Source organism: Halomonas sp. PGE1 (assembly GCF_013000985.1).
GTDB lineage: Bacteria > Pseudomonadota > Gammaproteobacteria > Pseudomonadales > Halomonadaceae > Halomonas > Halomonas alkalicola.
Window position 1 is genome coordinate 598,098 of sequence record NZ_CP053032.1, and the last position, 22,864, is coordinate 620,961.

Consider the following 22,864-nt stretch of genomic DNA (forward strand, 5'->3'; position numbering starts at 1 on the left):
ACCACAGTCATTACCTGATCGGATCCGCAGTCATAAGCCATCCTTGCACTTTTCGCAATGACCGGTTTATGACTGTCGATTGACAGTCTGCTCTTTAACAATGTGAATCATGCTGACAAACGTTCCTTCCTGGAGAGATTCAGGAAGAACATGAGATACGTCTCAAGCGTATCCGGCAATTGTCAAACTGTCATCGCGGATCAGACCCCTTGGGGTTATATGGTCAAGCGATGAAGCGCACACGGTGGATGCCTAGGCAGCCAGAGGCGATGAAAGACGTGGTAGCCTGCGATAAGGCTCGGCGAGGTGGCAAACGACCTGTGACCCGGGCATTTCTGAATGGGGAAACCCACCCTGCATAAGCAGGGTATCCCACACTGAATACATAGGTGTTGGGAGGCGAACCGGGGGAACTGAAACATCTAAGTACCCCGAGGAAAAGAAATCAACCGAGATTCCCCCAGTAGCGGCGAGCGAACGGGGACCAGCCCTTAAGCATGTGACTGATTAGACGAACGCGCTGGGAAGCGCGGCCATAGTGGGTGATAGCCCCGTAGTCGAAAATCTGATCATGTGAAATCGAGTAGGTCGGGGCACGTGAAACCTTGACTGAATATGGGGGGACCATCCTCCAAGGCTAAATACTCCTGGCTGACCGATAGTGAACCAGTACCGTGAGGGAAAGGCGAAAAGAACCCCGGAGAGGGGAGTGAAATAGATCCTGAAACCGTGTGCGTACAAGCAGTGGGAGCAGACTTGTTCTGTGACCGCGTACCTTTTGTATAATGGGTCAGCGACTTATTTTCAGTGGCGAGCTTAACCGTATAGGGGAGGCGTAGGGAAACCGAGTCTTAACTGGGCGACCAGTCGCTGGGAATAGACCCGAAACCGGGCGATCTATCCATGAGCAGGTTGAAGGTTGAGTAACATCAACTGGAGGACCGAACCAGGATCTGTTGAAAAAGATTTGGATGACTTGTGGATCGGAGTGAAAGGCTAATCAAGCCCGGAGATAGCTGGTTCTCCTCGAAAGCTATTTAGGTAGCGCCTCACGTATCACCGCCGGGGGTAGAGCACTGTTTCGGCTAGGGGGTCATCCCGACTTACCAACCCGAGGCAAACTCCGAATACCGGTGAGTGCAGCGTGGGAGACACACAGCGGGTGCTAACGTCCGTTGTGAAAAGGGAAACAACCCAGACCGTCAGCTAAGGCCCCGAAATCCTGGTTAAGTGGGAAACGAGGTGGGAAGGCTCAGACAGCTAGGAGGTTGGCTTAGAAGCAGCCATCCTTTAAAGAAAGCGTAATAGCTCACTAGTCGAGTCGGCCTGCGCGGAAGATGTAACGGGGCTCAAACCAGGTGCCGAAGCTACGGGTTCATCCTCTGGATGAGCGGTAGAGGAGCGTCGTGTAAGCCGATGAAGGTGGATTGAGAAGTCTGCTGGAGGTATCACGAGTGCGAATGCTGACATGAGTAACGACAAGGGGAGTGAAAAACTCCCCCGCCGGAAGACCAAGGGTTTCTGTTCGACGCTAATCGGAGCAGAGTGAGTCGGCCCCTAAGGCGAGGCCGAAAGGCGTAGTCGATGGGAAACGGGTCAATATTCCCGTACCTCACTGTATTGCGATGGGGGGACGAAGAAGGCTAGGTGAGCCAGGCGTTGGTTGTCCTGGTGAAAGCCAGTAGGCTGGGATCTCAGGCAAATCCGGGATCCTAAGGCCGAGAGGCGAGACGAACTGACCACGGTCAGGAAGTCATCGATGCCACGCTTCCAGGAAAAGCCTCTAAGCTTCAGATACAGTGGGACCGTACCCCAAACCGACACAGGTGGTCAGGTAGAGAATACCAAGGCGCTTGAGAGAACTCGGGTGAAGGAACTAGGCAAAATGGTGCCGTAACTTCGGGAGAAGGCACGCCGCGTTAGTGTGAAGGGACTTGCTCCCGGAGCACGAGGCGGTCGAAGATACCAGGTGGCTGCAACTGTTTATTAAAAACACAGCACTCTGCAAACGCGCAAGCGGACGTATAGGGTGTGACGCCTGCCCGGTGCCGGAAGGTTAATTGATGGTGTTAGCGCAAGCGAAGCTCCTGATCGAAGCCCCGGTAAACGGCGGCCGTAACTATAACGGTCCTAAGGTAGCGAAATTCCTTGTCGGGTAAGTTCCGACCTGCACGAATGGCGTAATGATGGCCACGCTGTCTCCACCCGAGACTCAGTGAAATTGAAATCGCAGTGAAGATGCTGTGTACCCGCGGCTAGACGGAAAGACCCCGTGAACCTTTACTATAGCTTCACACTGGACGCTGATGTTGCTTGTGTAGGATAGCTGGGAGGCTTTGAAACCCGGACGCCAGTTCGGGTGGAGCCAACCTTGAAATACCAGCCTGGCATCATTGGCGTTCTAACTCAGGTCCGTTATCCGGATCGAGGACCGTGTGTGGTGGGTAGTTTGACTGGGGCGGTCTCCTCCCAAAGCGTAACGGAGGAGCACGAAGGTACCCTCAGCACGGTTGGAAATCGTGCATTGAGTGCAAGAGCATAAGGGTGCTTGACTGCGAGACAGACACGTCGAGCAGGTACGAAAGTAGGTTCTAGTGATCCGGTGGTTCTGTATGGAAGGGCCATCGCTCAACGGATAAAAGGTACTCCGGGGATAACAGGCTGATACCGCCCAAGAGTTCACATCGACGGCGGTGTTTGGCACCTCGATGTCGGCTCATCACATCCTGGGGCTGAAGTCGGTCCCAAGGGTATGGCTGTTCGCCATTTAAAGTGGTACGCGAGCTGGGTTTAGAACGTCGTGAGACAGTTCGGTCCCTATCTGCCGTGGGCGTTGGAAGTTTGAGAAGAGCTGCTCCTAGTACGAGAGGACCGGAGTGGACGCACCTCTGGTGTTCCGGTTGTCACGCCAGTGGCATTGCCGGGTAGCTATGTGCGGACAGGATAACCGCTGAAAGCATCTAAGCGGGAAGCCCCCTTCAAGATGAGACTTCCCTGAGGCCTTGAGCCTCCTGAAGGGCCCAGCGAGACCAGCTGGTTGATAGGTCGGGTGTGGAAGCGCTGCAAGGCGTTGAGCTAACCGATACTAATTGCCCGTGAGGCTTGACCATATAACACCCAAGTGGTCTGTCGATGACAGATGACAGCGGATACGCAAGAGACGTCTCGACGTCAGCATGATTCACCGTTTTTCGCCTGACGACCATAGCGTGCGTGAACCACCTGATCCCATGCCGAACTCAGCAGTGAAACCGCTCAGCGCCGATGGTAGTGTGGGGTCTCCCCATGTGAGAGTAGGTCATCGTCAGGCACTTATATAGAAAAGCCCCGATCATCACGAGATGGTCGGGGTTTTTCGCATGGCGGCAGCATAGCGAGCCAGGGGTCTCCCCATGGAGAGTCCCGGAGCGCCGGCCGGATCATCGTCAGGCACTTTTAGAGAAAAGCCCCGATCATCGTAAGATGGTCGGGGCTTTTCGCTGCGTGGGCAGAGGCGTTTAACCGCAGAGGGTCTCGAGGGTCTCCACCAGGCTCTCCATCTCATCCTCGGTGCCGATGGTGATGCGCAGGTAGTCGCGCAGCGCCTCGGTGTTGAAGTGGCGTACCAGGATGCCGCGTTCGCGCAGGCCGGCGAACAGCTGGGCGGCGTCATGCGCCGGATGGGTCACCAGCACGAAGTTGGCCTGGGAGGGCAAGACCGTGAAGCCGAGCCTCTCCATGCGGGTCCGGGTGCGCTCCCGGGTGGTGATGACCTTCTCTCGGCACGCCTCGAAGTGCTCGTGGTCCTCCAGGGCGGCGATGGCCACGGCGCTGGCCAGGCTGTCGATGGGGTAGGAGTTGAAGGAGTCCTTGACCCGGGTGAGTCCCTCGATCAGCTCCCGGGAGCCCACCGCATAGCCCAGGCGCAGGCCCGCCAGGCTGCGCGACTTGGAGAAGGTGCCGGTGACCAGCAAATTCGGATGCCCTGCCACCAGGGGGATGGCGCTCTCGCCCCCGAAATCCACGTAGGCCTCGTCCACCAGCACCACGCTGTCAGTGACTCGCCCGAGCAGCTCGGCGATCGCTTCACGGCCGTGGCCATGGCCGGTGGGGGCGTTGGGGTTGGCGAAGATGGCCCCGCCGCTGTCGCTGGAGAAAGCGGCGAGGTCCACCTCGTGGTCGGCGGTCAGCGGCAGGGGGCGTCGCTCCACGCCATACAGCCGGCAGTAGACCGGATAGAAGCTGTAGGTGGTCTCCGGCATCTCCAGCGGCTGCGGCTGGCAGAAGAAGGCCTGGAAGGCCAGCGCCAGCACCTCGTCGGAGCCGTTGCCCACGAAGACCTGATCGACCTCGACGCCGAACTCCCGGGCCAACGCCTCGCGCAGGGCGCGGGACTCAGGGTCCGGATAGAGCCTCAGGTGATCGGTGGGGAAGTCGCGAAGCACGGCGCCCACGCCCGGGGCCGGCGGATAGGGATTCTCGTTGGTATTCAGCTTGATCAGGCGCTCGCGTGGCTGCTCGCCGGGAATGTAGGGCGTCAGCTCGCGTACCCTGGGACTCCAGAACTTGCTCATGGTCACTCGCTTGTTGGCAAGAGTAGGGGACTCGGCTCATGGTGACCTGCCCGGGGCAGCCGCGCAAGCCGCCGCCGTGCTAGTCTGGGGGCACTTCTGCAGATTCGAATTCAATGGGGCCCCCATGACCGCCCAGATCCTCGCCACCCTGCTGCCGGTGTTCCTGATCGCCGGCTGCGGGACCCTCTATGGTCGCTTTCGCACGCCGGATATCCGCAGCATCAACACCCTCAACATGGAGCTGTTCGTGCCCATGCTGGTGTTTGCGGTACTGGCCGATGGCCAGGCACCGCTGGAGGAGTATGTCGGGCTGGCGATCGGAGGGGCGGTGATCGTCGTAGGCTCCGGGGTGCTGCTCTGGCCGCTGGTGAAGTGGCTGAAGCTGAACCCGAAGACCTTCCTGCCGCCGATGATGTTCAACAACTCCGGCAATATGGGAATTCCGCTGCTGCTGCTGGCCTTCGGTGAGGCGGCGCTCCCGGCGGCCATCGTACTGTTCATCGTGGAGATGCTGCTGCACTTCTCGCTGGGGCTCTGGATGCTCAGTCCCGCCACGCCGCTGTGGCGGATCCTGCGCATGCCCATCGTGCTGGCCAGCATCGCCGGCCTGGCGGTCAACCTGGCCGGGGTCGGGCTCCCCGGCTGGCTGCTCGAGGCGCTGCACATGCTCGGCGGCGTCTGCATTCCCCTGCTGCTCTTCGCACTGGGCGTACGGATGCTCGACATCGACTTCGGCGACTGGAAGACCGGCATGCTCGGGGCGCTGCTCTGCCCGCTGTCCGGCCTGGTGCTGGCCGTCCCGCTGATCTGGCTGCTGGGGCTCTCCGGTATCCAGGCGGCGGCGCTATGGGTGTTCGCCGCCTTGCCGCCGGCGGTACTCAACTACCTGGTGGCCGAGCAGTACCGCCAGGAACCCCACAAGGTGGCCTCGCTGGTGCTGATCGGCAACCTGGGGGCGCTGGTGGTGATGCCGGTGGTGCTGGCCCTGGTCTTCGGGTATGTCTACCCTGGCGCGGGCTGAGGAAGATGGCGCGATATGGCAGACTGTCCGCCAGTAGCCTGAGAGGTTATGCTGTCAAACAGGCCGCCGTGAATGACGGTGTCATTGCCCACTGTTCAGGAGGACACACATGCAAATCAGGACCTTGCTTGCGGGATCGGCCATGCTCGCACTGCTGGCCGGCTGTGCCGCTGGCCCGGCTCCGGGGCCCGAGGCGCCCGGCGTCGAGGTCGGGGAGGAGCGCTATCAGGGCACTCTGCCATGCCGCAACTGCGATGGCATCGACCTGGATGTGGTGCTGATGGGAGACGAGCAGAGCCAGCCGGAGGAGCGTACCTTTACCCTGCAGGCCTCCTACCGTGCCCATCCCCAGGATCCGCCCGATGAGAACTATGCCGGCAACTGGGAAGTGCTGGATGGCACCGCCACCGAGCCGGATGCCACCGTCTACGAATTGACGCCAGACGGTGAGGGCCAGATCTACTACTTCCTGCGCCTCGACGAGCAGACCCTGGAGCTGATTGACCCCCAGCGTCGCCGCTTCCAGAACAGCGAGATGCTGCAGCTGCGTCGTCAGTGATCGCGAGCCCGACGCTTGCAGAGGGCGGCCACAGGGCCGCCCTCTGCGTTTGATACCCCCAGAGGCGAGGAGCCATGGCCAAGGCAAAGAGCGCCTTCGTCTGCACCGAGTGCGGTGCCGAATACAGCAAGTGGCAGGGGCAGTGCACCAGCTGCCAGGAGTGGAACACCCTGAGTGAGGTGCGCCTCGCCGCGGCACGTCCCGGTGCCGCCAGTGGTGGCGCCGGCAGCGGCCGCAGCGGCTATGCCGGGGCCCTGACCCGGGAGGTGGTCGATCTCGCCAACGTCGACCTCTCCGAGGTACCTCGGCTCTCCTCCACCTTCGGCGAGTTCGACCGGGTGCTGGGCGGCGGCCTGGTGCCGGGCTCGGCGGTGCTGCTGGGCGGCCATCCGGGGGCCGGCAAGTCGACCCTGCTGCTGCAGACCGCCTGCAAGCTGGCCCAGTCGCGCCGCGTGCTCTACGTCACCGGTGAGGAGTCGCTCTCCCAGGTGGCGATGCGCGCCCACCGCCTGCAGCTGCCGGTCCAGGGGCTGAAGATGCTGGCCGAGACCAGCGTCGAGACGATCCTCGCCGTGGCCGAGCGCGAGCGTCCCGAGATCCTCGTGATCGACTCCATCCAGACCATGCACCTCGAGGATATCGCCTCGGCGCCGGGGGGCGTGGCCCAGGTGCGCGAATCCGCCGCGGCGCTGACCCGCTTCGCCAAGCAGACCAACACGGTGCTGCTGCTGGTCGGCCATGTGACCAAGGACGGCACCCTGGCAGGCCCCAAGGTGCTCGAGCACATGATCGACGCCTCGCTGCTGCTGGAGGGGGGCGCCGACTCCCGCTTCCGCACCCTGCGCGGCCAGAAGAACCGCTTCGGCGCGGTCAACGAGCTGGGGGTCTTCGCCATGCTCGAGCACGGTCTCAAGGAGGTGAAGAACCCCAGCGCCATCTTCCTCTCCCGTACCCAGGAGCAGTCACCGGGCAGCCTGGTCATGGTGGTCTGGGAGGGGACCCGGCCGATCCTGGTCGAGGTGCAGGCGCTGCTCGACGACTCGGCGCTGGGCAACCCGCGCCGGGTCGCCGTGGGCCTCGACCCCAACCGCCTGGCGATGCTGCTGGCCGTGCTGCACCGCCACGGCGGGCTCTTCACCGGGGACCAGGACGTCTTCCTCAACGTGGTGGGGGGGGTGAAGGTGCTGGAGACCAGCGCCGATCTCGCCGTGCTGCTGGCGGTGGTCTCGAGCCTGCAGAGCCGCCCGCTGCCCCGGGAGCTGGTGGTGTTCGGCGAGGTGGGGCTCTCCGGCGAGATCCGCCCGGTGCCCAGCGGTCAGGAGCGCATCGTCGAGGCCGCCAAGCACGGCTTCACCCGTGCCATCGTCCCGCGCGGCAACGCGCCGAAGACCTCGCCACCGGGCATGGAGGTGGTCGCCGTCGACAAGCTGGCCGAGGCCCTGGAGGCGCTCTAGGCCCCTGCCGGCGATGTGGGGCCGAGCCGGGCTACACCACCGTCCTCGGGGCCTGCCGCCTTGAGGTAGAATGCCAGCATCAGATACCGAGGAGACTTCGATGAGTGCCATCCGCCTGACCCAGTACAGCCACGGCGCCGGCTGTGGCTGCAAGATCGCCCCCGACGTGCTCGACGGCATCCTGGCCAAGGCCGGTCCGGGCGCCACCCATTCGCAGCTGATCGTCGGCAACCAGGGGCGCGAGGATGCCGCCGTCTACGACCTGGGCGATGGCCGCGGCATGATCGCCACCACCGATTTCTTCATGCCCATCGTCGACGACCCCTTCGACTTCGGCCGCATCGCCGCCACCAACGCCATCAGCGACGTCTTCGCCATGGGGGGCACCCCGGTGCTGGCCCTGGGCATCCTCGGCTGGCCGCTGGACAAGCTGCCCGCCGAGGTGGCGGGTGACGTGCTCGCCGGCGCCCAGGCCGTATGCCGGGAGCTGGGTCTGGCCCTGGCCGGCGGCCACTCCATCGATGCCCCGGAGCCGATCTTCGGCCTGGCGGTCAACGGCCTGGTGGAGCTCGAGCATCTCAAGCTCAACAAGGGGGCGAAGCCCGGCGACCTGCTGTTCCTGACCAAGCCGCTGGGGGTGGGCATGCTCACCACCGCCGAGAAGAAGGCGCTGCTGGAGCCCGGCCACCAGGGGCTGGCCCGGGAGACCATGCTCAGGTCCAACCGCATCGGCGTGGCCCTGGCGAAGGTGAAGGGGGTCAACGCCATGACCGACGTCACCGGCTTCGGCCTGGCCGGCCACCTGGCCGAGGTGTGCGCGGCCAGCGGCGTGGCGGCGCGGGTCGACTTCCGCCGCCTGCCGCGACTCGCCGAGGCGGAGGCCTACCGCCGCCAGGGCGCGGTGCCCGGCGGCACCCTGCGCAACCGCCAGGCGTTGGGCGAGAGCCTGCCGGAGATGGATGAGGTGCACTGGCAGTGGCTGTGCGACCCCCAGACCTCGGGTGGCCTGCTGCTCTCGGTGGACCCCGCCTGGGAGGACGACGTGGAGCGCATCGGCCGCGAACACGGCATCGTGCTCACCCCCTTCGGCGAGGTAGTCAAGGCTGAGGGTCCCGCGCTGATCGAGGTGAAGGGGTGAGCGAACTGCCGCTGATCGAACCGGATCTCGCCCTGCTGAGCGAGGGGCGTGTGCTGATCGACGTGCGCGCCCCGGTGGAGTTCGCCCAGGGCGCGCTGCCCGGAGCCATCAATCTCCCGCTGATGGACGACGAGGAGCGCCGCCTGGTCGGCATCGAGTACAAGCAGCGCGGCCAGCAGGCGGCCATCGAGCTCGGCCAGCGGCTGGTCAGCGGTGGCATCAAGGCGGCCCGCGTCAGGGCCTGGATGCAGGCCCTGGAGGCTCATCCCGACGCCATCGTCTACTGCTTCCGCGGTGGGCTTCGCTCGCAGATCGCCCAGCAGTGGATCAGCGAGGCGGGCGTCACCCGCCCGCGCATCCGCGGCGGCTGGAAGGCGATGCGCCAGGCGCTCTGTGCGCGCATCGATGCCGCCGCCGAGCGGCCGCTGCTGGTGGTGGGCGGGCTGACCGGCTGTGCCAAGACCGCGCTGATCCAGGCCCTCGACAACGGCCTGGATCTGGAGGGCTGCGCCCGTCACAAGGGCTCGGCCTTCGGGCGCCACCCGCTGCCAGCCCCCAGCCAGATCGACTTCGAGCACGCCATGGGCCGGCGCCTGCTGGCCCTGCCCGGCCCCGTCGTGGTGGAGGACGAGTCGCGTCATATCGGCACCGCCAACCTGCCGCTCACCTTCTGGCGGGCCATGGAGCAGGCGCCACGCCTGCGCGTGGAGATGCCGCTGGACTGGCGCCTGGCGCAGATCCACAAGGACTACATCGACGACCTCTGGGAGGTCTACCGGCAGCAGTGCGGCGAGTGGCTGGGCTGGGCGCTGATGCGCAAGCAGCTGTCGGGTTCGCTGGCCAGGCTGCGCAAGCGACTGGGGCGCGCCCGGCTCGATCGGCTGCAGCGGCTCCAGCAGCTGGCCTTCCGCGAGCACGAGCGGGGCAATCGCCAGGCCCACGAGGCCTGGCTGGCGCCGCTGCTCACCGAGTACTACGACCCCATGTACCGCTACCAGCTGGAGAAGCACCCCGAGCAGCGCTTCCTCCATGTGGGTGACTGGGAGAGCTGTCTGGCCGCGGCCCGGGAGTGGAGCGCCGCCCAGGCCGCTCCCTAGGCGATTTGCAGGCGCTCAGGCCGCCTGCGGGCGCAGCCACTGGCTGAGCAGGCGGTCGAGCAGGGGGGCCAGCCGCACGAAGCGCTGGGGGTCGGCGAGCATCGCCTCCGCGGGCTGGGCGTGGGGGCTCCGGGCAGTGCCGTCGGGGAGCGGGCCCCGTTCGAGCAGCGCCGCCACGCTCTCCGGCGTCACTTCCAGGTGGCAGAGCAGGCCCACCACCCGGCCGGCGTCCCAGCTGAAGCCCTGCAGCGGGCTCGCCTCGCTGCCGCCCAGCGCCACGGCGTCCTCTGGCAGTGCGAACACCTCGCGGTGCCACATGAAGGCATCGAACTGCTCGGGCAGGTCCAGCGGGCTCTCCGGCGCCAGGGTGACCCGATGCCAGCCGGTCTCGGCAAAGGTGCCGCGGGCCGCCACGGCGCCCAGCGCCTCGGCGATCAGGCGCGCGCCGTAGCCGATGCCGAGCAGCGGCTTGTGGCTGTCCAGGGCGCGCTCGATCAGCCGACGCTCGCCCTTGAGCCAGGGCTGGCTGCCCTTGTCCAGCGGGCCGACGGGGCCGTCGAGCACCACCAGGGCATCGCAGTCGGCGAGGCGCGGCGGCGTCTCGCCGGCGTCCAGATGGAACACCGTATGGCTGTGGCCCATGCTGGAGAGCCAGTCGGCCAGGCGCGCCGGCCCCTGGTGGGGGCTGTGCTGGAGCAGGTGAAGGTGCATGGGAACCTCGCCATCGATGGGTAACGACCTGACAGGGGGCGCAAGGGTACATGAAGCCGGCGTTGCGTGAACAGATACTGACGGTGCTGGCGGCCATCCCGGCCGGGCGGGTGACCACCTATGGGCGCATCGCCGCGATGACCGAGGGGGCGACGCCCCGGCTGGTAGCCCGCGCCCTGCGCGAGCTGCCCGAGGATCACGGCCTGCCCTGGTACCGGGTGATCACCGCCTCGCGCAAGCTGGCCGACCATCCCGGTGCGGCGGAGCAGCGCGAGCGGCTCGCCGCGGAGGGCGTGGTGCTGGATGGCCGGGGCCGTGCCCCGGCCGAGCGCCTCTGGCCATGAGACATTGAGATGTCAAGGAGAGTCCATGAGCGGTTTCTTTCAGCGCCTGCAGGAGCTCGAACCCCGCTCCCAGCAGGCCTTCATGGCGGCGCTGTGCGAGCGCCTGCTGCCCAACTACGGGTTCTACTGCCAGGCGCTCGACGCCCAGGGCGCCGGTCACGGCAACCCCCAGGCGCTGCGGGCCATCCTCGACCTGGTGTGGGAGCGGCTCTCGGTGAAGGGCGCGAAGATCGATTTCGCCCTGCAGGCGGAGAAGCTGGCCGAGCAGGCGCCCCCGCCGGACGACGACAGCTTCGGCGCGCGCCGCGCCTCCGAGGCGGTCGCGGCCCTCTCGGCGCTGCTGGATACCCTGCAGGGTGAGGCCCCCGAGGCGGTGCTGGAGGTGAGCCGCGCGTCCCGCGGAGGTGTCAGGGCCTTTATCGAGCTGACCGAGGGCGAGGAGGACGGCGAGCGGCTGGCCGCCCTGGTGCGCGACCACCCGCTGATGGCCGACGAGAACGACTTCCAGGACGCGGTGCTCGAGGCCGTCGAGGGGCCGCTGGGCCGCGACGAGCTCAAGGCGCTGCGTCGCCTGGGGCGCAACGACGGCGTCAGCAACCTTGGTCTTTCCCTCGACTAGCCCTGGCGAGCCGTGCGGGCGCCGGGCTAGAAACGCACCCCGGCGCTCACCATCAGGCCGGCGGCACCGAACACGATCAGGTCGGCCTCGAGGCGCTTCCAGCTGACGCCCAGGGTGGGCAGGATGGCCGGGGCGATCTCGTAGCGGTTGAAGGGAATCTTGTCGCGATACTCGCCGCGGTAGCCGTGCAGGGCCCCGGCGGAGAGCTTGGCGCGGATGCGGGTATCGCCGGACTCCCACATCGGCAGCTCGCGGCCCACGTAGAGGTAGATGGAATCCTGGTTGAAGGAGTTCTTGAAGCGCGCCGCGCCAGTGAACCAGAGATCGGGGTTGTGCAGCTCCACACCGATCAGCCGCTGGTTGTTGGTGTGCTCCGGGTCCGGACTGAAGTGGTCGGTATAGAGGCTGGTCTGCACCAGCACATGGCTGAGCTCCAGGGCCGGCGGCCAGTCGAGCCGCTCCCGCCAGCCGCCGGCCTCCTCCGCCAGGGCGGCGGAGGGGGCCAGCAGCGGCGCGAGCAGCAAGGCCGTGGCGAGTCGATTGCGCAGCGACATCCGGTCGTCCCTCACGGTGTTCAGAGGCGCATCTCGATGCCGCGCTCGGCCATGTAGCGCTTGGCCTCGGGGATGGTGTATTCGCCGAAGTGGAAGATGCTGGCGGCCAGCACCGCATCGGCGCCGCCTTCCAGCACGCCCTCCACCAGGTGGTCGAGGTTGCCGACCCCGCCGGAGGCGATCACCGGCACGCTCACCGCGTCGGCGATGGCGCGGGTCACCCCCAGGTCGAAGCCGACCTTGGTGCCGTCGCGGTCCATGCTGGTGAGCAGCAGCTCGCCGGCACCGTACTCCACCATCTTCTTCGCCCACTCAACGGCGTCAAGCCCGGTGGGGCGGCGCCCGCCGTGGGTGAAGATCTCCCAGCGCGGCGCCTCGCCCTCGGCGGAGACCCGCTTGGCGTCGATGGCCACCACGATGCACTGGCTGCCGAAGCGCTCGGCGGCCTCGCGCACGAACTCGGGGTTGGTCACCGCGGCGGTGTTGATGGAGACCTTGTCGGCGCCGGCGTTGAGCATGGTGCGGATGTCATCGCAGGTGCGGATGCCGCCGCCCACGGTGAGGGGGATGAACACCTCGCCGGCGATGCGCTCGACCATCTCCACCGTGGTGCCGCGATCCTCGTGGCTCGCCGTGATGTCGAGGAAGGTGATCTCGTCGGCGCCCTGCTGGTTGTAGCGCTGGGCGATCTCCACCGGGTCGCCGGCGTCGCGGATACCGATGAAGTTGACGCCCTTGACCACGCGCCCGGCGTCGACGTCGAGGCAGGGGATGATGCGCTTGGCGAGTCCCATGGTCAGCTCCCCCCCTGGCCGGTGAGCTGGTCGCACAGCCGCTGCCCTTCGGCGACATCCAGGCTGCCTTCGTAGATGGCGCGACCGGTAATGGCGCCGAGGATGCCCGGCTCGCCGGCGGCCACCAGGGCGCGCAGGTCGTCGAGGTTGGTCACCCCGCCGGAGGCGATCACCGGCAGGCCGCCGTCCCGGGCAAGCGCCGCGGTAGCCTCCACGTTGACGCCGTTCATCATGCCGTCCCGGGCGATATCGGTGTAGACGATGCTGGAGACGCCGTCGTCGGCGAAGCGCTTGGCGAGATCCACCGCTTTCACCTGGGAGACCTCGGCCCAGCCGTCGGTGGCCACGAAGCCGTCGCGGGCGTCCAGGCCGACGATCACGTGGCCCGGGAAGGCGCGGCACATCTCGCCGACGAAGTCCGGCTCCTTGACCGCCTTGGTGCCGATGATCACGTAGCTGACGCCGGCGGCCAGGTAGTGCTCGATGGTCTCGGCGGAGCGGATGCCGCCGCCGATCTGGATCGGAAGCTCGGGCCAGCGCCGGGCGATGGCGGTGACCGCCTCGCCGTTGACCGGCTTTCCCTCGAAGGCGCCGTTGAGGTCCACCAGGTGGAGACGGCGGGCGCCGGCCTTCACCCAGCGCTCGGCCATGGCCACCGGGTCGTCGCCGTAGGTGGTGGCGTCGTCCATGCGGCCCTGCTTCAGGCGCACGCACTGGCCGTCCTTGAGATCGATGGCGGGAATCACCAGCATGTCCAGCTCCTCTTGGGTGCCTCTGCGGGCCCCGGTTGAAAGTCGTGGGGCGGCGCGGCCGCCCGGTGCGGCGCCAGCGCCTGGGTCTGTGCGAACCTCAGGGGCCCGGGTGACCCGGGCGCGGCTCAGGGCGCCCAGGTGACAAAATTCTCGAGCAGCTTGAGGCCGGCCCGGGAGCTCTTCTCCGGGTGGAACTGCACGGCGAAGGTGGCGTCGCGGCCGATGGCCACGTGGGCTTGGATGCGGCCGTAGTCGGTGGTGCCGAAGACCGTGGCCTCGTCGGCGGCTTCCACGTAGTAGCTGTGCACGAAGTAGAAGTGCTCGTCCTGGTCGATGCCGGCCCACAGCGGGTGTTCGCGCTGCTGGTGCACCAGGTTCCAGCCCATGTGGGGGACCTTGAGGCGCTGACCGCGGTCGTCGTGCATGTCGCCGGGGAAGCGTTTCACCTCACCGCCGAGAAAGCCCAGGCAGCCGATGCCGCCGTTCTCCTCGCTGTGGTCCAGCAGCATCTGCTGGCCCACGCAGATGCCCAGCAGCGGCTTCTCCTGGCTGGCCAGCAGCTCTTCCACCAGGCCGCGCAGCTCGGTCTTCTCCAGCTCGCCCATGCAGTCGCGAATCGCGCCCTGGCCGGGCAGCACCAGGCGGGTGGCGCCCAGGATGCGGCGGGGGTCGCGGGTGACCACCACATTCTCGTGGGTGACGTGCTCCAGTGCCTTGGCGACGGAATGCAGGTTGCCCATTCCGTAGTCGATGACGGCAATGGTCATGGGGCGCTCCTCGTGTGGTCGTGCGGCGGCCTCACAGGCAGCCCTTGGTAGATGGCATCTGGCCGGCCATGCGCTCGTCGGGCTCCAGCGCCATGCGCAGCGCGCGGCCGAAGGCCTTGAAGATGGTCTCTGCCTGATGGTGGGCATTGAAGCCCTTCAGGTTGTCGATGTGCAGGGTCACCATGCCGTGGTTGACGAAGCCTTGGAAGAACTCCCAGAAGAGCTGGGTATCCAGGCGGCCGATGGTGGCACGGGTGAACTCCACGTCCATGAAGAGCCCAGGGCGTCCGGAGAAGTCCACCACCACCCGCGAGAGCGCCTCGTCCAGCGGCACGTAGGCGTGGCCGTAGCGGCGGATGCCACGCTTGTCGCCCACGGCCTTGGCGAAGGCCTGGCCCAGGGTGATGCCCAGGTCCTCGACGGTGTGGTGGTCGTCGATGTGAAGATCGCCTTCGGCCTTGATCTCGAGATCGATCTGGCCGTGGCGTGCCACCTGGTCGAGCATGTGGTCGAGGAAGGGCACGCCGGTCTCGCAGGCCAGCTTGCCGGTGCCGTCCAGGTTGACGGTCACGGTGATCCGGGTTTCCTGGGTGTCACGGCTGACCGTGGCGATACGCTCGGACATCGAAGCCTCTCCAGCGCCTGGGCGCATGTCGAATGGGGCCACCGGCGTGCAGTGACCCGAAAAAACGAGTGGACGGCGGGTCTCGCCCGCGGCCGGAAAGCTGCCATTATAGAGAATCGGCGACCCCATCCGCTACAATGCACCCCACTGCGCGGCGGCGACCCTCGCCGCCCCGGCCCAGGGAGACCCATCAATGCCGGTGACACTCCATCCCGTCGACCGCGCCGCCTGGGAAGCGGATGCCCAGGCGCAGCTCGACCTCGCCCGTATCTACGCCGATGCCCCGACCGAGCGGCTGCCCGCGCCGGTGGACGCCTTCATCCATGATCACCTGGCCGATGGCCATCGCTTCCTCTGCGCCCGCTTCAACGATCGCCTGATCGGTGCGGTGGCCCAGCGCGACGATGGCGAGGCCTGGTGGCTGTCGCACTTCTGCATCCGCAAGCCGACCCGCCGGCGCGGCGTCGGCACCCGGCTGCTGACCCTGGTGGGCCAGGCGGCCCAGGCCGAGGAGAGGGCCCTGCGCGCCGAGCTGGGGCAGCTTCGGCTGGCCGATCAGGTGCTGCTGGTGCGGCTGGGCTTCCGGCTCGAACAGCACGAGAGCTTCCATGAGCTGCTGATGCCCGAGAGGAGCCAGTGATGCGTCGCCTTCTGAGTACCCTGCTGGCCGCGATCGGGATTCTCGCCGTCCTGGCCGTGGCCGCGGTGGTCTATGTGACCACCTTCTTCGACCCCGAGGACCTCAAGCCGCGGCTGATTGAGGTGGTGCGCGAGCAGAGCGGCCTGGAGCTGGCCCTGGAGGGCCCCCTGACCTGGTCCTTCTATCCGCGACTCGGCGTCGGCGTCGAGAAGGCCGAGGCCTGGCTGCCCGAACAGACGGTGAGCGAGGAGACCTCCTTCGTGGCCTTCCGGCGGGCCGAGGTGAGCCTGGCCTTCACCCCCCTGCTGCGCGGCGAGATCGCCATCGACGGCATGACCCTGGATGGCATGCGCCTCAACCTCGAGCGGGACGAGGCGGGGCGCGGCAACTGGGAGGCGCTGATGGAGCGCCTCGCCGAGCGCAGCGAGGCCGCCGAAGAGGTGCTGGCGCCGGCAGGCGCCTCCGCCGGCCCGGTGCCGGATGGTCAGGGCGGCCTGGCCGTGGCGCTCAACATCGCCAACGTGCAGGTGCGTGACGGCGAGGTGAGCTATCGCGACCTGGGCGCCGGTCATGAGCTGCGCCTGGAATCGCTCGGCATCACCGGCAGCAACGTCAACCCGCGCAGCGCCTTCCCGATCCGCACCAGTTTCCGCCTGATCGGCCACGACGACCTGGATCCGGAGGCCCAGGAGAACACTCCCAGGCTGACCAGCGACGTCTCCCTCGAGGGCCGCGTGACCCTGGGGCTGGCGGAGCGCCGCTACCAGCTGGAGAACCTCTCGCTGACGACCACCAGCCGTCTGGCCGCGGTGGAGGGCGAGCAGAAGCTGGTCCTGAAGGGCCGCGAGCTGCACCTCGACGCCATCGAGCGCCGCCTGCACCTGGCGGAGGGCAGCCTGGACGCCACGCTCAACCACCCTGCGCTTGGCGATTCGCCGCTGCCGCTCTCCCTGGCCTTCGCGCTGGAGGCGGATCTCCTCGAGGAGACCGCCCACCTGCGCGACCTGGTGCTGAGCGGCGAGCACGGCCTCAGCCTGAACGGCAACCTCAATGTCGACCACCTGCTGGAGGCGCCGGCCTACGAGGGCCAGCTGCGCCTCGCCGCGTTCTCCCTGCGCCCCTGGCTCGAGCGCTTCGACAGCCTGCCTGCCATGGCCGATGACGAGGCCCTCACCGAGGTGGTGCTGACCACCCCCGTGCGGGGCGACATGTCGCGCCTGGAGCTCGCCGGGCTGACCCTGACGCTGGACGGCAGCACCTTCACCGGCCGGCTCGCGGCGGGGCTCGACGGCGGGCTGCTCGACTTCGACCTGCAGGGGGATCGCCTCGACCTGGATGCCTACCTGCCGCCGGCCGCTCCCCAGGGCGAGGCGGCCTCGCTGGGCGGGCTGCCCGGGATCCGTCGGGCCCATGCCGACGACCCCGGTACCCTGGTGCCGGCCGAGTGGCTGGCCGGATTGCGCCTGGACGGCGAGCTGGGCCTTGGCCGGCTGCGCCTGGCGGGTCTCGACTTCGGCGACGTCGACCTGGCCCTGCAGGGCGCTGACGGGCGCCAGCGCCTGACCCGCTTCGCCTCCGGCTTCTATGAGGGCAGCCTTGCAGCCGAGGGGGAGCTGGATCTGACCCGCGACCCGATCCGCTGGCAGTTGGAGCCTCGCATCGAGCGGGTGCGCACCGACGAGCTGCTCGAGGCCCTGGGCGACGAGCCTGCGCCGTTGCGCGGGCGCCTCTCCGCCGAGGGGGAGCTGACCTCCCGGGGTAATACCTGGCCGGCCCTCAAGCGCCATCTGGATGGCCGCCTGGCCGCCCATATCGATGACGGCGCCATCCTCGACGTCAATGTCTCCCGGGAGCTGTGCACCGCCGTGGCGGCCCTGGAGGGGCGCGAGACCAGCCGCGACTGGCACCCGGATACCCGCTTCGAGCGTGCCGAGGCCACCTTCGTGATCCGCGACGGCACCCTCAACAGCGACGACCTGCTGGTGGCCATCCCGGGCATCGAGCTGGGCGGCGAGGGCTGGCTCGACCTCATCAGCGAGCGCTTCGAACTGCGCGCCGCGGCGCGGGTGGTGGACACCGCCGATGCCGCCTGCCGGGTGAATCCCCGCCTCGAGCGGTTGCCCTTCCCGGTGCGCTGCGAGGGCAGCCTCTCGGGGGATAGCGCCGAATGGTGCCGCTTCGACCGCGAGGCCTTCCAGTCCGCCATCGGCGAGGCGCTGCGCGACGAACTGGGTCGCCGGGTCGGCGAGGAAGCGGAGCGCCGCCTGGAGGGCACCCTGGAGCGTCTCGACGAGCGGCTCGGGGAGGGCAGTGGCCGGGAACTTCGCGATGCCCTGCGCGGTCTCTTGAATTGAGCAACGTCAGTCCCTGCGCCGACATCCGTGTCGGCGCTTTTTTGTGGAGTCGCGATGAGTGAGATGCCCTCACCCGTCCTGTCCGCCGCAGAGTTCCAGCGGCGACTGCTGGCCTGGTTCGATGTCCATGGCCGCCACGACCTGCCCTGGCAGCAGGAGCGCACGCCCTACCGGGTATGGGTCTCCGAGATCATGCTGCAGCAGACCCAGGTGGCCACGGTCATTCCCTACTTCGAGCGCTTTATGGCGCGCTTCCCGACGGTGCGCGAGCTGGCGGTCGCGCATCAGGACGAGGTGCTGCATCTGTGGACGGGGCTTGGCTACTATGCGCGGGGGCGCAACCTGCACAAGGCGGCAGGCGTGCTCCTTGACGAGCACGGCGGTGACTTCCCCATGGACACCGAGGCGCTGGCGGCGCTGCCCGGCATCGGGCGCTCCACCGCGGGGGCGATCATCGCCCAGAGCAGCGGGGAGCGCGCGGTGATCCTCGACGGCAACGTCAAGCGCAGCCTGGCGCGCCTGCATGCCGTTGAGGGATGGCCGGGGCGTCCCGCGGTGGAGCGCCGGCTGTGGGCCCTGGCCGAGCACTACACGCCCCACGAGCGCCTGGTCGATTACACCCAGGCGGTGATGGACCTGGGGGCGACCCTGTGCCGGCGCGGCACGCCCGAGTGCGGACGCTGCCCCTTCGCCGATGTCTGCCTGGCCCATGCCCGGGGCGAGGAGCGCCGCTTCCCGGAGTCGAAGCCGAAGAAGTCGCTGCCCACCCGCACCACCCGCATGCTGCTGCTTCGCGATGCGCGGGGCCGCGTGCTGCTCGAGCAGCGGCCTGCCAGCGGCCTGTGGGGCGGGCTGTGGAGCCTGCCGCAGTTCGATGACGAGGCGGCGCTCACGGCCTGGCTCGACAGCCATGCGCCGGGCAGCGCGATCGAGTCGGCCGGAGCGCCCTTCCTGCACGTGTTCAGCCACTTCCGGCTGGAGATCACGCCCCAGCCGGCCCGCGTCGAGCGCCTCGATGCGGTGGGCGAGACCCGCCGCTGGTACGACCCTGAAAACCCCGATGCCGTGGGCCTGGCGGCACCGGTCAAGTCGCTGCTGACCAGCCTGGCGCCCTTTGCCTTGGATGCCCCGCCGGGACCCTACACCCACGAGGAGATCGACCCATGAGTCAGACCGTCTTCTGTCGCAAGTATCAGCGCGAGCTCGAGGCGCTGCCGTTTCCCCCCCTGCCCGGCAAGAAGGGCCAGGAGCTCCAGGCCAGCGTGTCGAAGCAGGCCTGGACCGAGTGGCAGGCCCTGCAGACCCGCCTGATCAACGAGAAGCACCTCAACATGCTCGACCCCGCCTCTCGGGAGTACCTGATGGACCAGATGGAGCGCTTCCTCGACAATCGCGAGACCGATCAGGCCGAGGGCTATGTGCCTCGGGAATCGTGATGCCGATCCCCCGATCCTTTCCGGCCATCGTTTTGAAACGGAAGGGGTTGACGGCGAAACGCCGCTGAGGTTTAATACGCACCGTTGGCAGCGGCCAGATAGCTCAGTTGGTAGAGCAGGGGATTGAAAATCCCCGTGTCGGGGGTTCGATTCCCTCTCTGGCCACCACACTGCTGGGGTATCGCCAAGTGGTAAGGCACCGGTTTTTGGTATCGGCATTCCCAGGTTCGAATCCTGGTACCCCAGCCATCGCCAACCTTGATTCCGAAAGGCCGTGAACATGGGTTCACGGTCTTTCTCGCTCAGAGGAGGCCACTCCTCCGCGCTGGTCCAGAGCGACGCATTGCCGGCATAGCTCAGTTGGTAGAGCAACTGACTTGTAATCAGTAGGTCCCGGGTTCGACTCCTGGTGCCGGCACCATCAAACAGTACGCGAAATCAGCAGCTTACGAGCAAGAGTGGAACCCCCGCCTGGCGTGTCAGTAGACCTGACAGCTTCGTGAAATAGAGACAGATCATCAGCCTCACACTTGTTTCCATCTGGAACCGAGGTGAGGTTATGCGCGTTGTATCCGTTATTTCGACCAAGGGCGGGGTCGGCAAGACCACCGTCACTGCCAATCTGGGCGGCCTCCTGGCCGATGCGGGCCTCAGGGTCCTGTTCATCGACCTGGACAGTCAGCCGACGCTCTCCAGTTACTACCCCCTCCGCACCGAAGCCCCCGGCGGCACCTATGAGCTGATCGCGCTTAGCGACACGGCTCCCGACCGCGTCATATCGCAGACGGCCCATCCCAATCTGGATGTAGTGATCTCCAACGATCATGCCGGCCAGCTTCCTCAGCTGCTGCTCAACGCCCCGGACGGCCGTTTCCGGCTTGCCCAGCTGCTCTCCAATCTGTCGGGCTATGACCTCATCCTGATCGACACCCAGGGGGCGCGCTCCATCACGCTGGAGATGGCGGTCCTGGCTTCCGATCACGCTCTCTCTCCCATCACTCCCGAGCTGCTCTCTGCCCGTGAGTTCGTGCGTGGCACCGTTGGCCTGCTGCGCGATCTCGAGGCGCTCAGCCAGTTCACCCACCTCTCCGTTCCCCCCGTTTCCGTACTCGTGAATCGCCTGGATGAAACCGCCGATGCGCGGGGCATCCACCAGACGCTGGCAGAGATGTTCGCCGCCGGCGAGCAGGGCGTCACCGTCATGCAGAGCACCATCCGCGCCGGTGTCGCCTTCCGACAGGCGGCCAGCGCGGGGTTGCCGGCTCACCAGTTCGAGCCGCGCAAGCCCGCCGGCCGCAAGTCGCCCGCCGCTGCCGACCAGGTCAAGACGATGGCCTGTGAGCTCAACCCCGACTGGCAGCCGCTGATCGACGCCATGGTCAGCACCACCGCCATGCAGGGAGGCTGCCACGATGAGTGCCATTGAGAACCTGGTCGAGCTTCGGGTGGCCGAGGAGCGCCCGGAAGCCGGTTATCTGCCTCCCCACAGCCTGGAGGCAGAGCAGTCGGTGCTGGGTGGGCTGCTGCTGGATAACGCCATGTGGGACGAGGTCGCCGACCGCCTGGCCCCTGTCATGTTCTATCAGCAGGCCCACCGCCTGGTGTTTCAGGCGATCCGGGAGCTGGCAGATCGCGACCAGCCGATGGATGTGGTGACCGTCTCCGAAGCGCTGGAGGAAGCCCACCAGCTGGAGCAGGTGGGAGGGCTCGCGTTTCTGGCTGAGCTGGCCCGCAATACGCCCAGCGCGGCCAATGTGGCGGCCTATGCCGAGATCGTGAAGGACCGCCATGCGCTGCGGCAGCTGATCCACACCTGCTTCACGCTGAACCAGCAGGCCCTGAACGCTCAGGGCCGCACGGCCGCCGAGCTGATCGAGGAGGCCGAGCAGAAGCTCTTCGCCCTGACGGAGGAGCGCCACGACCGGCTGAGCTCCATGAAGGAGATGCTGGGGGAGGCCATCAACGTCATCGATCAGGCCTTCAATGCGCAGGGTGGGGTGACGGGGATCCCGAGCGGCCTGAGCGAGCTGGACGCCATGACCGCGGGCTGGCAGCCGGGGGATCTCATCATCCTGGCCGGCCGCCCCTCCATGGGCAAGACCGCCATGGGGCTCGGCTTTGCGGAGCATGCCCTGATGGCAGAGGAGGCTGCCGGTCCGGTCTTTATCTTCTCCCTGGAGATGCCCGAGTCGCAGCTGATGCTGCGGCTGATCGCCAGCCTGGGCAATGTCTCCCTGCAGAAGCTGCGCACCGGAAAGATGGAAGACGGGGATTGGCCCAAGGTAACCGCCGCGGTCAGTCGGCTCACCCAGCTGGACGGGAAGCTCTTGATCGATGATGCCTCGGGAATCACCGCTTCCAGCCTGAAGGCCCGCGCTCGCCGCATGACCCGCCGCTTCGGCCGCCCCTCAATGATCCTGGTGGACTACCTGCAGCTGCTTCAGGAGCCGGGCAGCGAAAACCGCACCCTCGAGGTGGGCAAGGTCAGCCGCATCCTCAAGGAAACCGCCAAGGAGCTGCGCACCCCGGTGATTGCCCTGTCGCAGCTCAACCGCTCCTTGGAGACCCGCCCCAACAAGCGCCCCTGCATGGCCGACCTACGTGACAGTGGCGCGCTGGAGCAGGATGCCGACGTCATCGCCTTCATCTACCGCGACGAGGTCTACCACCCCGACAACGAAGACAGCCACGGCCTGGCCGAGTTGATCCTGGGCAAGCAGCGCAATGGGCCCACCGGCACCGTGCACCTGGCGTTCCAGGGGGAGTCGGCGCGCTTCAAGCCGTTGGCCTGGCAGCATCAGGAGGTGACCCCATGAGCCAGTATCGCGTGCGCACACCCGAACCCCGTTCCCGGCTTTCTCAGGCGTTGGCTCAGGTCATGAACGAGACTCGCCAGCGTCAGCTTGAGGCTGAGCAGCAGGGGCTCTCATCTCTCGAGCATCTGATCTGCGTGGCTCAGGGACACAGCGGCCAGTCCCATCACCTGCGCCGCCTACTCCTCGCGCTCTACAACGGCGACAGCTGGCCTTTCGAGATGCAGCGGCTGCGCGGGCTCGACCCTGCCCTGCAGGCAGATGCCCTCGCGGTGATCCAGATGGCCACCTACAGCGGCCACGAGATCCACACCTTCATCGAGGGTGGTGATGCCTTGCTGAAACGCTTCTGGGAGATCGAGGAGGCCAAGGATGAGTAAGTCGCTGTCGGCAGCACGAGGGTGCAAGGGGATGCAGCGTCTGGTGCGCTATGCCGCCACCCGGGGGTGGGAGGTGCAGCGTACCAGCGGTGGGCACCTGCGGTTCAGCAAGCCGGGTTGTGCGCCGGTCTTCACCTCCTTTACCACCAAGGACCGCCGCGCCGAGCTCAATGCACGCTCCCAGCTGCGCCGCGCGGAGGGGCAGCAGAGGGGCCGCCATGAAGAGTGATTCCACTGTCATCAGCACCCAGGC

At 66.8% G+C, this 22,864-nt stretch carries 22 protein-coding genes, 3 tRNA genes and 2 rRNA genes; 20 read left to right on the plus strand and 7 right to left on the minus strand.

What is annotated here, in order from left to right; translation table 11 throughout:
- The first annotated feature begins 221 nt into the window (after positions 1 to 221).
- Together HIR79_RS02820 and rrf are read left to right on the plus strand one after the other, a co-directional pair.
- A 23S ribosomal RNA gene (locus tag HIR79_RS02820) occupies positions 222 to 3,110 on the plus strand.
- A gap of 84 nt (positions 3,111 to 3,194) precedes the next feature.
- Positions 3,195 to 3,310, plus strand: a 5S ribosomal RNA gene (rrf, locus tag HIR79_RS02825).
- Between the two features lie 187 nt (positions 3,311 to 3,497).
- Here rrf and hisC read toward each other — a convergent pair.
- Complete coding sequence (gene hisC, locus HIR79_RS02830; RefSeq protein ID WP_169956656.1) at positions 3,498 to 4,553, minus strand: histidinol-phosphate transaminase; 1,056 nt, start codon at positions 4,551 to 4,553, stop codon at positions 3,498 to 3,500.
- A 124-nt stretch (positions 4,554 to 4,677) separates the two neighbouring features.
- Between hisC and HIR79_RS02835 the strand changes: the two genes are divergently transcribed.
- From HIR79_RS02835 to mnmH, 5 genes are all read left to right on the plus strand, one after another.
- The gene (locus HIR79_RS02835) at positions 4,678 to 5,574 is read left to right on the plus strand and encodes an AEC family transporter (RefSeq protein ID WP_169956657.1); all 897 of its coding nucleotides are present in this window, start codon (positions 4,678 to 4,680) and stop codon (positions 5,572 to 5,574) included.
- A 109-nt stretch (positions 5,575 to 5,683) separates the two neighbouring features.
- Complete coding sequence (locus HIR79_RS02840; protein ID WP_169956658.1) at positions 5,684 to 6,133, plus strand: copper resistance protein NlpE N-terminal domain-containing protein; 450 nt, start codon at positions 5,684 to 5,686, stop codon at positions 6,131 to 6,133.
- A gap of 74 nt (positions 6,134 to 6,207) precedes the next feature.
- Positions 6,208 to 7,587: a DNA repair protein RadA gene (gene radA / locus HIR79_RS02845; protein ID WP_169956659.1), complete on the plus strand. Its 1,380-nt coding sequence runs from the start codon at positions 6,208 to 6,210 to the stop codon at positions 7,585 to 7,587.
- A gap of 100 nt (positions 7,588 to 7,687) precedes the next feature.
- Positions 7,688 to 8,725 (plus strand): selenide, water dikinase SelD, encoded by a 1,038-nt coding sequence (gene selD / locus HIR79_RS02850; protein ID WP_169956660.1) that lies wholly within the window; start codon positions 7,688 to 7,690, stop codon positions 8,723 to 8,725.
- Complete coding sequence (mnmH, locus tag HIR79_RS02855) at positions 8,722 to 9,822, plus strand: tRNA 2-selenouridine(34) synthase MnmH (RefSeq protein WP_119023296.1); 1,101 nt, start codon at positions 8,722 to 8,724, stop codon at positions 9,820 to 9,822. Before selD ends, mnmH begins: the two co-directional genes overlap by 4 nt.
- A 15-nt stretch (positions 9,823 to 9,837) precedes the next feature.
- On the opposite strand, the gene HIR79_RS02860 is transcribed toward mnmH, so the two are convergent.
- Positions 9,838 to 10,533 (minus strand): type 1 glutamine amidotransferase, encoded by a 696-nt coding sequence (locus HIR79_RS02860; RefSeq protein WP_169956661.1) that lies wholly within the window; start codon positions 10,531 to 10,533, stop codon positions 9,838 to 9,840.
- Positions 10,534 to 10,583: 50 nt separating this feature from the next.
- On the opposite strand from HIR79_RS02860, the gene HIR79_RS02865 reads away from it, so the two are divergent.
- On the plus strand, positions 10,584 to 10,877 hold the full coding sequence (locus HIR79_RS02865) for an MGMT family protein (RefSeq protein ID WP_110070157.1): 294 nt from the start codon (positions 10,584 to 10,586) through the stop codon (positions 10,875 to 10,877).
- A 25-nt stretch (positions 10,878 to 10,902) separates the two neighbouring features.
- The gene (locus HIR79_RS02870; RefSeq protein ID WP_119023298.1) at positions 10,903 to 11,496 is read left to right on the plus strand and encodes a YjaG family protein; all 594 of its coding nucleotides are present in this window, start codon (positions 10,903 to 10,905) and stop codon (positions 11,494 to 11,496) included.
- Between the two features lie 26 nt (positions 11,497 to 11,522).
- Here the strand turns inward: HIR79_RS02870 and HIR79_RS02875 are convergent, their stop codons facing one another.
- The 5 genes from HIR79_RS02875 to hisB form a co-directional block, all read right to left on the minus strand.
- Positions 11,523 to 12,050 carry a hypothetical protein gene (locus HIR79_RS02875; protein ID WP_119023299.1) on the minus strand — a complete coding sequence of 176 codons (528 nt, stop codon included), beginning with the start codon at positions 12,048 to 12,050 and terminating at the stop codon, positions 11,523 to 11,525.
- 20 nt (positions 12,051 to 12,070) lie between these two features.
- On the minus strand, positions 12,071 to 12,844 hold the full coding sequence (gene hisF, locus HIR79_RS02880; RefSeq protein WP_119023300.1) for an imidazole glycerol phosphate synthase subunit HisF: 774 nt from the start codon (positions 12,842 to 12,844) through the stop codon (positions 12,071 to 12,073).
- A gap of 2 nt (positions 12,845 to 12,846) precedes the next feature.
- Positions 12,847 to 13,596 (minus strand): 1-(5-phosphoribosyl)-5-[(5-phosphoribosylamino)methylideneamino]imidazole-4-carboxamide isomerase, encoded by a 750-nt coding sequence (hisA, locus tag HIR79_RS02885; RefSeq protein ID WP_110070161.1) that lies wholly within the window; start codon positions 13,594 to 13,596, stop codon positions 12,847 to 12,849.
- Positions 13,597 to 13,721: 125 nt separating this feature from the next.
- A complete protein-coding gene (hisH, locus tag HIR79_RS02890; protein WP_110070162.1) occupies positions 13,722 to 14,363 on the minus strand; it encodes an imidazole glycerol phosphate synthase subunit HisH in 642 nt (213 codons plus the stop codon).
- Positions 14,364 to 14,394: 31 nt separating this feature from the next.
- The gene (gene hisB, locus HIR79_RS02895; RefSeq protein WP_110070163.1) at positions 14,395 to 14,988 is read right to left on the minus strand and encodes an imidazoleglycerol-phosphate dehydratase HisB; all 594 of its coding nucleotides are present in this window, start codon (positions 14,986 to 14,988) and stop codon (positions 14,395 to 14,397) included.
- A 193-nt stretch (positions 14,989 to 15,181) separates the two neighbouring features.
- On the opposite strand from hisB, the gene HIR79_RS02900 reads away from it, so the two are divergent.
- The 11 genes from HIR79_RS02900 (at position 15,182) to HIR79_RS02950 (ending at position 22,840) form a co-directional block, all read left to right on the plus strand.
- The gene (locus tag HIR79_RS02900; protein WP_169956662.1) at positions 15,182 to 15,628 is read left to right on the plus strand and encodes an acetyl-CoA sensor PanZ family protein; all 447 of its coding nucleotides are present in this window, start codon (positions 15,182 to 15,184) and stop codon (positions 15,626 to 15,628) included.
- A complete protein-coding gene (locus HIR79_RS02905) occupies positions 15,628 to 17,982 on the plus strand; it encodes an AsmA family protein (RefSeq protein WP_169956664.1) in 2,355 nt (784 codons plus the stop codon). Before HIR79_RS02900 ends, HIR79_RS02905 begins: the two co-directional genes overlap by 1 nt.
- A 54-nt stretch (positions 17,983 to 18,036) precedes the next feature.
- Positions 18,037 to 19,149, plus strand: a complete 1,113-nt coding sequence (mutY, locus tag HIR79_RS02910; RefSeq protein ID WP_169956666.1) for an A/G-specific adenine glycosylase — start codon at positions 18,037 to 18,039, stop codon at positions 19,147 to 19,149.
- Positions 19,146 to 19,418 carry an oxidative damage protection protein gene (locus tag HIR79_RS02915; RefSeq protein ID WP_119023307.1) on the plus strand — a complete coding sequence of 91 codons (273 nt, stop codon included), beginning with the start codon at positions 19,146 to 19,148 and terminating at the stop codon, positions 19,416 to 19,418. Before mutY ends, HIR79_RS02915 begins: the two co-directional genes overlap by 4 nt.
- A gap of 92 nt (positions 19,419 to 19,510) precedes the next feature.
- Positions 19,511 to 19,586, plus strand: a tRNA-Phe gene (locus HIR79_RS02920).
- Between the two features lie 6 nt (positions 19,587 to 19,592).
- Positions 19,593 to 19,667 (plus strand) — tRNA-Gln (locus HIR79_RS02925).
- Positions 19,668 to 19,763: 96 nt separating this feature from the next.
- Positions 19,764 to 19,839, plus strand: a tRNA-Thr gene (locus HIR79_RS02930).
- A 138-nt stretch (positions 19,840 to 19,977) separates the two neighbouring features.
- Positions 19,978 to 20,844, plus strand: a complete 867-nt coding sequence (locus HIR79_RS02935) for a ParA family protein (RefSeq protein ID WP_110070726.1) — start codon at positions 19,978 to 19,980, stop codon at positions 20,842 to 20,844.
- Positions 20,831 to 22,234, plus strand: a complete 1,404-nt coding sequence (gene dnaB, locus HIR79_RS02940; protein ID WP_169956668.1) for a replicative DNA helicase — start codon at positions 20,831 to 20,833, stop codon at positions 22,232 to 22,234. The genes HIR79_RS02935 and dnaB overlap by 14 nt, the downstream gene beginning before the upstream one ends.
- The gene (locus tag HIR79_RS02945) at positions 22,231 to 22,611 is read left to right on the plus strand and encodes a DUF7673 family protein (RefSeq protein WP_096654976.1); all 381 of its coding nucleotides are present in this window, start codon (positions 22,231 to 22,233) and stop codon (positions 22,609 to 22,611) included. Before dnaB ends, HIR79_RS02945 begins: the two co-directional genes overlap by 4 nt.
- Positions 22,604 to 22,840 (plus strand): hypothetical protein, encoded by a 237-nt coding sequence (locus HIR79_RS02950; protein ID WP_096654978.1) that lies wholly within the window; start codon positions 22,604 to 22,606, stop codon positions 22,838 to 22,840. Before HIR79_RS02945 ends, HIR79_RS02950 begins: the two co-directional genes overlap by 8 nt.
- Positions 22,841 to 22,864 lie beyond the last annotated feature (24 nt).